The 10,023-nt window shown below is 72.1% G+C and carries 11 protein-coding genes; 4 read left to right on the top strand and 7 right to left on the bottom strand.

Annotated features, from left to right (window positions below; genetic code table 11):
- Positions 1–464: 464 nt before the first annotated feature.
- The 4 genes from RIM90_RS27960 to RIM90_RS27945 all read right to left on the bottom strand — a co-directional run bounded on the left by RIM90_RS27960 (position 465) and on the right by RIM90_RS27945 (position 2,902).
- Positions 465–1,022, bottom strand: a complete 558-nt coding sequence (locus RIM90_RS27960; protein ID WP_309063536.1) for a pyridoxamine 5'-phosphate oxidase family protein — start codon at positions 1,020–1,022, stop codon at positions 465–467.
- 241 nt (positions 1,023–1,263) lie between these two features.
- Positions 1,264–2,049, bottom strand: coding sequence for a hypothetical protein (locus RIM90_RS27955; RefSeq protein ID WP_309063535.1), 786 nt, complete (start codon positions 2,047–2,049; stop codon positions 1,264–1,266).
- Positions 2,046–2,678: an ABC transporter ATP-binding protein gene (locus RIM90_RS27950; protein ID WP_309063534.1), complete on the bottom strand. Its 633-nt coding sequence runs from the start codon at positions 2,676–2,678 to the stop codon at positions 2,046–2,048. Before RIM90_RS27950 ends, RIM90_RS27955 begins: the two co-directional genes overlap by 4 nt.
- Positions 2,675–2,902 carry a hypothetical protein gene (locus tag RIM90_RS27945; RefSeq protein ID WP_309063533.1) on the bottom strand — a complete coding sequence of 76 codons (228 nt, stop codon included), beginning with the start codon at positions 2,900–2,902 and terminating at the stop codon, positions 2,675–2,677. Before RIM90_RS27945 ends, RIM90_RS27950 begins: the two co-directional genes overlap by 4 nt.
- 433 nt (positions 2,903–3,335) lie before the next feature.
- Here RIM90_RS27945 and RIM90_RS27940 point away from each other — a divergent pair, with 433 nt between their 5' ends.
- The 4 genes from RIM90_RS27940 (at position 3,336) to RIM90_RS27925 (ending at position 7,661) form a co-directional block, all read left to right on the top strand.
- On the top strand, positions 3,336–3,905 hold the full coding sequence (locus RIM90_RS27940; protein WP_309063532.1) for a rhomboid family intramembrane serine protease: 570 nt from the start codon (positions 3,336–3,338) through the stop codon (positions 3,903–3,905).
- 258 nt (positions 3,906–4,163) lie between these two features.
- Complete coding sequence (locus RIM90_RS27935) at positions 4,164–4,652, top strand: Asp23/Gls24 family envelope stress response protein (RefSeq protein ID WP_309063531.1); 489 nt, start codon at positions 4,164–4,166, stop codon at positions 4,650–4,652.
- A 429-nt stretch (positions 4,653–5,081) separates the two neighbouring features.
- A complete protein-coding gene (gene abc-f / locus RIM90_RS27930; RefSeq protein ID WP_309063537.1) occupies positions 5,082–6,821 on the top strand; it encodes a ribosomal protection-like ABC-F family protein in 1,740 nt (579 codons plus the stop codon).
- A 183-nt stretch (positions 6,822–7,004) separates the two neighbouring features.
- The gene (locus RIM90_RS27925) at positions 7,005–7,661 is read left to right on the top strand and encodes an alpha/beta fold hydrolase (RefSeq protein WP_309063530.1); all 657 of its coding nucleotides are present in this window, start codon (positions 7,005–7,007) and stop codon (positions 7,659–7,661) included.
- 137 nt (positions 7,662–7,798) lie between these two features.
- Here the strand turns inward: RIM90_RS27925 and RIM90_RS27920 are convergent, their stop codons facing one another.
- The 3 genes from RIM90_RS27920 to RIM90_RS27910 all read right to left on the bottom strand — a co-directional run.
- Positions 7,799–7,975, bottom strand: a complete 177-nt coding sequence (locus RIM90_RS27920; RefSeq protein WP_309063529.1) for a hypothetical protein — start codon at positions 7,973–7,975, stop codon at positions 7,799–7,801.
- A 436-nt stretch (positions 7,976–8,411) separates the two neighbouring features.
- Complete coding sequence (locus RIM90_RS27915) at positions 8,412–8,816, bottom strand: pyridoxamine 5'-phosphate oxidase family protein (protein ID WP_309063528.1); 405 nt, start codon at positions 8,814–8,816, stop codon at positions 8,412–8,414.
- 498 nt (positions 8,817–9,314) lie between these two features.
- Positions 9,315–10,023 (bottom strand): pentapeptide repeat-containing protein (locus RIM90_RS27910; protein WP_309063527.1); only part of this gene is annotated, 709 nt, incomplete at its 5' end.

The raw sequence follows: 10,023 nt of genomic DNA, 5'->3' as shown, positions 1-10,023 counted from the left end.
CCGTCAGGCCGCTCTCGCCGCAGACGCACACTGCATGAGATCCCCCGCTGTTGCTTCGCGTACGGTGTTTCCCGCCGCTCCGGGCGGCGGCAGTGATCAGTGACGAGTCGTTCCGGCGGGATGGTTCCCGCCTCCCGGGCACAGGGATCCGCCGCACGGTGCAACGCTCGGCAATCCGGCCGGAGCTCTGCTCCTCCCGGCCGTGGCTCGGCGGTGGGCCGTGCCCGGCGGGACGGGGGAACGGCCGTGCCGTGCCTGTTCCGGGGCCCGGAGCGGAGGTCCCGGCAGGCCGGGCGCGTCGACGCCATGACCCCGTCCTTTGGCGCCCACGGCCTGGTCCGGGTCCTGTCAGCTCCGAGGGCGAGGACGGGTGGTCAGCGGCAACCGCTGCGCCCCCGATCCCGGGACTCGGTGACAGCCGTGGGGGAGAGGCGGGCGGGTACGGCCCCGGGATGTTCCGCCGCTCAGAACACCCACCGCGTATGGGTGTAGACCCCGTTGTCCCGACCGAAGCCGTACGCCGTGACCGGGGCCACCGCGAACACCACCGCGTCCCCCTTGCGGAACGTATCCCCGAGCCCGTGGAAGGTGCCCTCGGGCGAGGTGATGTGCGGCCCGTACTTCGCCTCGTGCGCGGCGATCACCTCCTCCAGCACCGCTGGATCGACAACCGGCTCCGCCCTGCCCTCGACCACCAGGTCGAGCCCTTCGGTGAGGGAGTTCCCGCCGGTGGTCAGCGCGCAGTGGGCATCATGTGCGAGGTTCCTCGCCTTCTGTTCCCCCGGCCCGGTGGAGAAGTAGAGCACGCCGTCGTGCCAGGCGGCGATCACGGGGGTGACGTGCAGCCGTCCGTCGGGCCGCACCGTGGACACCCAGAAGATCTCCGCGGTCTCCAGCTGCCGCTGGGCCTCGCTCCACTCGACGGCGGTGAGGGCCGAGGCACCCGGGCGGGGATTGAGCGCGGAGCTGTAGCGGGCGTCGAGCTCGGCCGTGGGTTGCTTTTCGGGTCCCTGTGCAGGCATGGCGGATCTCCTTCCTCGCCCCCTTCTAACCGCCGGCAGCCCGAGCCGAAACCACCACCGCACCCGTTCGTGTCCCGCCGCACGCCAAAGGGGACCGGCCGTGGCCTCCCGGCCCCGCACGTGCGAGGTTCGGAACCGTAAGCCCTGGTGCCTGCCTCTTCCTCGGGATCCCGGCCGTGGCCGGCCCCACGGCACCGGCCCGGGCACCCTCCGCCGGGTCCGACGGCTTCGCCGGAGGCTCTCATCCGTCATGGTGGGGCGCGGGCGGCTGGTGGGCGCGGGTGTGGAGGGCGAAGGCGGCGAGCGCGGTGGCGGTCATGGCGGTCAGCCAGGCCGTGCTGTGGAGCAGAGGACTCAAGGTGGCGTTCCGGGTGAAGCCTGCGGCGAGGCTGGTCTGGAGGGAGCCGTAGCTCGGAAGCAGCTCGACCAGGGTTTTGTCGGCGGTGGTGCTGGCGACGGGATTCTGCGGCGCGAGGTCGATGATGCTGATCATGATGATCGTGACCAGTCCTTCGACCTCGCCGGGCAGGAAGAGGGCCAGGCACATGCCCATGGCCCCGTAGACCAGGCAGACCGCCAGGACCGCGATGCCGAGGAGGAAGGGCTGCAGGGGAGACCAGAACAGCAGCATCCAGGCGGTGGCATAGGTGCTGACCAGTACTGATGCGACCAGGAGCGTGGTGAGCTTGGCGCCGATGAGGGCGGTCCGGGGATAGCCGGCTGCGGTGAGGCGACGGTCGAAGGCCCTGGTGCGGCGTGCGGCGCTGAACATCAGGAATCCCACGAGCAGGGACACGGCGTTCAGGGAGCCGCTGATCATCGTGATCTCGTCCCCGCCGGCGCGCAGCCAGGTTCCGGTGGCACGCAGCCGGAAGGGAAACGTCTTCGGCGTGGTGAGGGTTTTCGCCACGGTGATCCACATCGGGATGAAGGCGATCAGGAGCACGGCGGCCAGCCGGTTCTTCGCCATGGCCAGCAGGGCGTAGCGGCAGGCGACCAGGTAGGCACTGACCAGGTGGGCGCTCATGTGGTGCCCGCCGCGGGTGAGGGTCCGAGGAGGCCGTCGCGCAGATGGTGCAGGACGTCCAGGCGTTCGGTGTCGTGGGCGAGGTGGGAGACGATGATCACGGTGCGGCCGCGGCCTTTCAACTCTTGGGCGAGGTCCCAGAACCGCAGGTAGGTTTCCCAGTCGAAGCCCTGGTACGGCTCGTCGAGCAGCACGACGTCCGGATCGTGCATCAAGGCCAGGACCAGGTTCAGCTTCTGCAGGGTGCCACCGCTGAGGACTTTCACCGGCGCGTCCAGATAGCCGGCCACGGAGAGGGTGTCGATCAGCTGGAGCGCGCGGCCGGGACTCGGGAGACGGTAGGCGACCTGGAAGAGACGCAGGTGCTGGCGCACGGTCAGTTCCTCGTCCAGGACCGGGTGCTGCGGGCAGTAGCCCCGTGTGCCCACCAGGTCGACGCGTCCGTCGTCGGGGCGCAGGTCGCCGCTGAGGATGCGCAGCAGGGTGGTCTTCCCGGCGCCGTTCTCCCCGACGATGCCCACCAACTGTCCCGCCCGCGCCTCGAAGCCGACCCCGCGCAGGACATGTCGGGACCCGAAGCTCTTGCGGACCGCTGCGGCGCGCAGCACCACCGCCGGTTGCCGCTTCATGTCCGGGCCCGGTCGGCTGAGCCTGCGCGCCGCCGGTCGCGCGGGTATCGGCAGCGGCCGGAATCCTGGTGCCGGGACGGGGTGCCGGCGTGGAAACCGAGTCCGTCGGCCCGCTGCGGCAGGGCCTCACCGAGGCCGGCGGCCCGGACGTGCGCGCGTTCGGTGAAGGGGAGGGACGGCGGGCCCTCGTCCCGGTCGACGGACAGCGGGCTCGGACTGGCCACGAGGGCTCCTCGGGGGCGGTGGGGTGCACGGGTTCCGACCGGCCAACGATGCACGGGCCTGTCGGGACACGTCAGGAACGCTTCCGGCGTGTGGCTTCGGAACCGGGGCGTGAACCGGCTCGGAGACAGGATCCGGAGCGGCGGTCCCGATCACCTCGGGGGACACCGCGTCCGGCCGGGCGTGCGGAACGGAGCCCCAGGCGTCGTCGGCGGGAGGAACGAGTCGGCCGCTGTGCGCGCCGCCCGTGACCGGGCTGCCCGCAGGGCGGGAACCGAGCCCCCTCTCCCAGCGTTGAGCGGTACACGAGGAGAACCAGGAAGTCTCATGATGGACGGATCGCAGTACGGCCCTGAATCTCCGTACGGATCGTACGGCGTCGTTCGCCCCGCGCGCCGGCCGCGCCGTGGGCGAGCCAGGAGCGCCTGCGTCCTGATGGCCGGCTGGGTCGCCCTGCTGTGGGTGCTCGAGGCCGTCGACGCGGCGAGCGGTCACGCCCTGGACACCTTCGGCGTCAGCCCGCGCCAGGTGGGCGAACTGCGGGACGTCGTGCCCGCCGCCTTCGTGCACTTCGGCTTCGACCATCTCGCCGCGAACAGCGTGCCGCTGCTGGTTCTCGGCTTCCTTGCCGCGCTGTCCGGCACGCGCCGGTTCCTCGCCGTCGTCCTGGTGATCGTCCTCGCCGGCGGTCTGGGAGTGTGGCTGACGGCGCCCGCACACTCCACGACCGGGGGTGCGTCCGGTGTCGTCTTCGGCCTCTTCGGCTACCTGCTGACACGCGGCTTCGTGGATCGCCGTGTCGGCGACATCGTCGTGGGCGCTCTCGTCGCCGTGGTGTACGGGTCACTCCTGTGGGGCGTCCTGCCGACGGCTGCCGGGGTCAGCTGGCAAGGACACCTGTTCGGACTGTTGGGCGGGGTGGCCGCGGCCTTCGCGTTCCGGAGGCCGCGCGACGAGCGTGAAACGACCGCACCGGCGCGCGCCCGGAGGCCCTGGCAGGTCTGATCGATGCGGCCGGTCGGATCACTCGGGTACGGAACAGACGGGTGAAGCGTTCCGGCCGCATCCCGCGTCGCGGGGCGGCGAGGGGGCTGCTCCGGCGATCGGGCCGGAGCCGTCCGGGCGATTCTCGGCTCCTCGTGCCACAGGGCCGGATCCCGGTGAGTCCCATTCATCATCTTTAGCACCTTATGCCACTTCGAACTAAGGTCGACAAGGGACAACACCCGGCGAATCCGTACCAACGATCGTGAGGTGACCGTCATGACGGAGACCCCGAGTCGCACCGAAACCACCACAGAGGTGAGGTCCCGGGACGAGAGGGAGGCGGAACCGCGAAAGCGCGGGGGCACCGGCACCCCTCCGAGGGAGCGTGGGAGCACCACTGTGGCGGACGGTGTCGTAGCGAAGATCGCGGGCATGGCCGCCCGCGAGATTCCCGAGATCCACCACCTGGGGGGCGGGATGGCCAGGGCGTTCGGGGCGGTGCGCGAGCGTGTGCCGGGCGGGGGAAGCGACGTCACCCGGGGAGTGAGCGTGGAGGTCGGGGAGCGCCAGGCGGCTGTCGATCTGCAGGTGGTCGTCGAGTACGGCGCTTCGATCACGGACACGGCCGGGGACGTGCGCGCCCATGTCATCGAGGCGGTGGAACAGATGACCGGCCTGGAAGTCGTGGAGGTGAACATCGCCGTGAACGACGTCCACCTGCCGGACGAGGAGGAGCCGGAGCAGGGCGAGAGGCGAGTGGCGTGACCGAGCGTCCAGGGCCGATGGGAGAACCGGCGGTGGGCAGGCCTTGACCGGCTCCGGAGCACCCCGCGAGGGCGTCAGGCCCCCCGGCGGCGGAGCTGGGCCGCTCGACCGCGCCCGCGCCATCGGGCGCGCCTGAGGGCCGCGCCGGGTCGGGCGCGGCGTCAACCGGCCTCGGGGACCGGCACGGCTCGCGCCGGAGACGTCGTCGCAGGGCCGGCGGCCCCGGCCGGCAGGACGTCCTGCCCGGTACGTCGCGCTGAAGGTCCCGCTTCACGGCCCGGTGAGGGTCGAAGGCAGGTGCGCGCCGTCCTGCCGGGCCGGCTGGAGTCCGTTGCCGACGCGGTCGGCAACGAGGGTTCCGGGCGGCGCGTTTCGAGCTTGACGAGACGAACCGTATCGTCTAGTTTCTTGCCCGTCGGTCGACGACCGATGCTCCTCCTGCCCGCCGCACGATCCTGTTCGCCCAGCAAAGGACTGCTCTTGCACCCTGCTCCCGCCGGCACCACCGCGACTGCTCCTCCTCTCACCACGTCTCAGCTCGCTCTTGCCGAGGTGACCAAGCGCTATGGTGACCGCATCGTGCTGGACCGCGTGTCTTTCACTGTCCGACCGGGCGAGAAGGTCGGGATCGTCGGGGACAACGGCTCCGGCAAGTCCACGCTCCTGCGGTTGCTCGCAGGGCAGGAGCCGGTGGACAACGGCAGCCTGACCGTCACGGCACCAGGCGGCATCGGCCACCTTCGCCAGACCCTCGACCTGCCAGGGGCGGCGCGCGTGGGTGACGCCGTGGACCGCGTGCTGGGCGAATTGCGCACCCTGGAACGCCGTATCCGGACCGCGGAGGCCGCGCTGGACGCGGCCGGCCCCGCCGAGTTCGAGCACTACGCCGCCCTGGTGGCCGAGTTCGAGGCGCGGGGCGGGCACGGAGCGGATCGCCGTGTCGAGGTGAACCTGCGCCGACTCGGCGAGCACGCGCCACTGGACCGCACGCGTTTGCTGAGCACCCTCTCCGGAGGGCAGCGCTCCCGGCTCGCGCTCGCCGCGACCCTGGCCCCGGCCCCCGAACTGCTCCTGCTCGACGAGCCGACCAACGATCTGGACGACGAGGCCGTGACCTGGCTCGAAGGCCGTCTGCGCCGCCACCGCGGCACGGTGATCGTGGCCACGCACGATCGGGCGTTCCTGGATCGCGTCACCTCCACCGTCCTGGAAGTGGACCACGACCAGCACACGGTGCGGCGCTACGGCAACGGGTACACCGGCTTTCTCGCCGCCAAGGCGGCGGCCCGGGCCCGGTGGGCGTGGGATCACGAGCAATGGCGCAATGAGGTCGCCCGACAGGAACGCCTCGCCGACACCGGGATCGGGCTGCTGGCCGAGATCCCCCGCAAGGGGCCGTGGGCGTTCAGCGGCGCCGGCGCCTTCCGGGCGCGCTCGCGGGCGCACGGCGCACAGAGCCGCATCCGTAACGCACGCGAGCGGTTGCAACGGCTCACGGAGCACCCCGTGCCGCCGCCTCCGCAGCCGCTGCGGTTCACAGGCCGCGTCGAAGGCACGCCGGCCGCCGGGGGAACACCAACGGCGACACAGCTGGAGGACGTCCTGGTCGAAGGTCGGTTGTACGTTCCGTCCCTGAAACTCGCCCCTGGCGACCGCCTGCTCGTCACCGGCCCCAACGGCGCCGGCAAAAGCACCCTTCTCCGGCTGATGGCAGGGGAACTGACACCTGACGCCGGTACCGTGCGCCGGCCGCGGCGGATCGGATTCCTGCGCCAGCAGAGCGCGCCCGATACCGCTTTCGACGACCGAACGCTGCTCACGTCGTTCGCGGCCGACAGGGCGGGGCACCCCGACGAGCACGCCGAGGCACTGCTCGCGCTCGGCCTGTTCCACGCCGCCGATCTCGCCGCCCCTGTACGGGAGCTGTCCGTCGGGCAGCGCCGCAAGCTCGAACTGGCCCGGCTCGTGACGGCCGGTCCCCTCGATCTGCTGCTGCTCGACGAGCCGACGAACCACCTGGCCCCCGTCCTGGTGGAGGAGATCGAGACGGCCCTGGCCCGCTACACCGGCACACTGGTCGTGGTGACGCACGACCGGCTCCTGCGCCGACGCTTCCGCGGTCCCCGCCTGGAACTACCCATGACCGCCGAGGGGACGCGCCAGAACTGATGACGCGTGCCGTCCGGCGGTGAAAACGGATCGGGCCCCGGAGCCGGCGTGCTGACCGGTCGGGCAGCACGCCGGCCACCCGGCCGGGGGTGCGAGCCGAGCCGCTCGGGCTTGCTGCAAGCGCCGCCGGTCATGGACGTCGGACGGTGTTTCCGTGCCGCGGTGAAGAGCGGAGGTGGCCCGGTGAGCGCCGCGTCGGCGTCCGCCGCACCGCACGCCGGCGGGGACCGGTTCGTCGACCTCCCGGCCGGCCCCCGCATCTGCTACAGGGTCGAAGGGCCCGCCGAGGGCGTTCCCCTGCTGCTGATCGCCGGGTTGGGCCTGGACCTCACGTCCTGGCCCCGGCCGATGGTCGACGGGTTCGTCGACCGCGGTTTCAAGGTCATCCGGTTCGACAACCGCGACGCCGGCCGGTCGAGCCGGATGCCGGCTCCGCCACCGGGCAGGCTGCGGCAGCTGCTGGCCCGGACCCGGCCGGACGCCTACGACCTCGCCGACAGGGCAGCCGACGCCCACGGGCTCCTCGACCACCTCGACGTCGACCGGGCGCACCTGGTCGGCATGTCGACGGTCCAGGCGTCCGGCGATCGCACCGGCGAACTGCGCCGCACCACCGCCCCCACGCTCGTCGTGCACGGCGACGTCGACCGCATGGTGCACCCCGCCGGCGGCCGGGCCACCGCCACCGCGATCCACGGCGCCGGGCACGTGGAGATCACCGGCGTGGCCCACCACCTCGCACCCGCAGTCCTCGATCGCCTGGTGGAACTCACCACCGACCTCGCCCGCCCCCACGGCGCCGCCGTCACCGCCGCCGCCCGGACAGGAGGAGCCGCATGAGCAGCGTCCGCGCCAAGGCCGCCGTCGTCATCGGCGCCGGCTCCGGCGCCGGCCGGCAACCGGCCCCGGACCTCGCCCGCCGCGGGCGCGACTCGCCGTGTGCGACGTCGCCTGCGCGCCGAGATGCTCGCCGGAGGTCAGTTTGCGTACACGAAGATCAGGCACAGAGCCGCGAACGGCACGACGGACGCGCCGAGCAGCGTCAGCGCCGCCGGGACCGCCGCCGTCAGCCGTTCCCTGCTCTTACGCCGGACCGAGCGGAATACCGTACAAGCCGGGGCGAGCGGCAGCACCACGAGGGCGAGGAAGATCACCGGTGCCGAGAGCCGGCCGAACGCGGTGATGCCTGTGTCGGTGACCAGGCGCCAGGCGGTCGTGGCACCCGCCGAAGGCGGCGGGGGCCATGGCGGCCTCCGGCGACAGCGGCCCGCCCCTGTGCTCCTTCAGTGCGGCGATGGCCACGTCCGCCCCGAGCAGGTCCTCCAGTGCGGGGCGCGGGCACCCGTCGGGCCGGCGCTCCCCGGAGGCGATCACGCCGTCCGGCCGCTGCTCGGTGCCGTGGTCCTGGCCGGCGAGCCAGCGGCCCACGGCGGTGGCGTTGCGCAGACAGCCCGCGACCACGGTGTCTGCGGCGTCGTCGAGCGCCGCCCCACCGCCACCTCGGCGCCCTCGTCCCGGGCGAAGCCGAAGGCGTCTCGTCGCGCCAAAGATGTGCGCACCCATGGCTTGAGACTGCTCACACCGCCGCCGTCACTGGGCCGTGCCGGTCAACAGCCACCGACGTACATGCACCTCCAGCAGCACACGCTTGCTTCCGGGGCGTGTGGGAGCGGACACGTCCCACCCGTACTTCTGCTCGAATGCGGTCACGACCTCGCGGGGGAACCCGTCAAGGATCAGCGATGCGTCTCCTTCGGCAACGACCGGGAACCGGCCGTCCTCCAAAGCCAGGGACACACGCGGTTCCTTGCGGATGTTCCTGACCTTGACGGAGCTGTGCTCCGAACCGATCCACCACCGGGAGTTCCGGTAGATGAACCAGACGGGCGTGATGTGGGCGGAGCCGTCGGGACGTACGGTGCACAACCAGGCATTTCTTTCGTCGGCCAAGCGCAGACGGACATCCGGCCCCGGCTCGTCGACAAGATCACTCATCCCCCCATCCGACCAGCATGCGTGAGGGAGCACATCGGGCAGCGCGTCGGACCATGGGCTTAGGTCTCGCGTCCCGAGGGAAACGCCGCCTTGCACCGTGTCCCATGCGGTGGGACGGCTCCTGGGCTCGTCGATGAGCAAGGGGGAGGCGACGCGGCGTCATGTCCCGATCCGGTGACCGTCGTTGTCCTGGCAGGGAGGGCAGCGCTGAAGGCGACTGCCGGGCTGCTGGACCGGGCCGAGTGGGCCCAGCTGCTGTTGTGGAGGGCCAAGGTGCTGAGCGACCGAGCGTGAGGCGGGCAGGGAGGCGCTGATCGCGGGGCGGACGCGGCGGCACAGGGTCTCACCCGGTGTGCCGTTCGGGCGGAGGGAGGCGGTGTGGTCGACGCTACGGCGCCGGGCGGACTGCTGGAGGGGCTGCTGTCCGAGGAGGTCGCCGTGGCCGAGTCGTTCGACGCCGTCGACGGGGTCGGGCCGTTTCCGCAGGAGGCCGCGCGTCTACCAGTGAGCGGGCCGGCTGAGCGCGGGGGGCAGCACGGTGGCCGCGTCGCCCCTGGCCGCGTTCAGCTGGGCCTGGGTGAGGAAGAGGGCGCCGGTGAGGTCGGCGCCGCGCAGGTCGGCGTCGCGCAGGTCGGCCCCGATCAGGTCGGCGTCGCGCAGGTCGGCCCCGCCGAGGTCGGCGGCGACGAGGAGGGCGCCGCGCAGGCTCGCCCCCCTGAGGTCGGCGCCGGACAGCTTCGCGCCGATCAGGTCGGCTCCGCGGTGGTTCTTCCTGCGGCCCGGCACCCGGGCCCGGACGAGCTCGCTGGCCCGCAGCAGCAGTGTGTTGACCTCGCCGCGCAGCGCGTTCACGTCCAGCTGGACGATCGACTCGGCGTCGGCGCGGGTCAGGCCGTCGAGGTGGGCCAGCGCCGTGCGCAGCTCCTCGTGGACGGGGCGGGCCGGTGCGAGGTCGAGAGCCTCGGTGACGTACCAGAGCAGCTCGTGCAGCTGCCGCATGACGGGGAAGACCTCGAACATGGAGCGCGCCGTCCTCGGCGCCTGCCGCCAGTCGGTGCCGCCGAAGGTGATCTGGGAGACCTTCTGCCCGGCGCCGAAGCAGTCGAAGACGGTGCAGCCGGGATAGCCCTCGTCGCGCAGCTGCGTGTGGATGCCGCAGCGGAAGTCCTGCTGGAGGTTCGAGCACGGCTGGCCGGCGGGCTTGCTG

It is taken from the genome of Streptomyces sp. (genome assembly GCF_031181555.1).
Taxonomy (GTDB): Bacteria; Actinomycetota; Actinomycetes; order Streptomycetales; family Streptomycetaceae; genus Streptomyces; species Streptomyces fimbriatus.
Note: the sequence above shows the minus strand (reverse complement) of the source record. Positions and strands in the feature narration are given on the sequence as shown.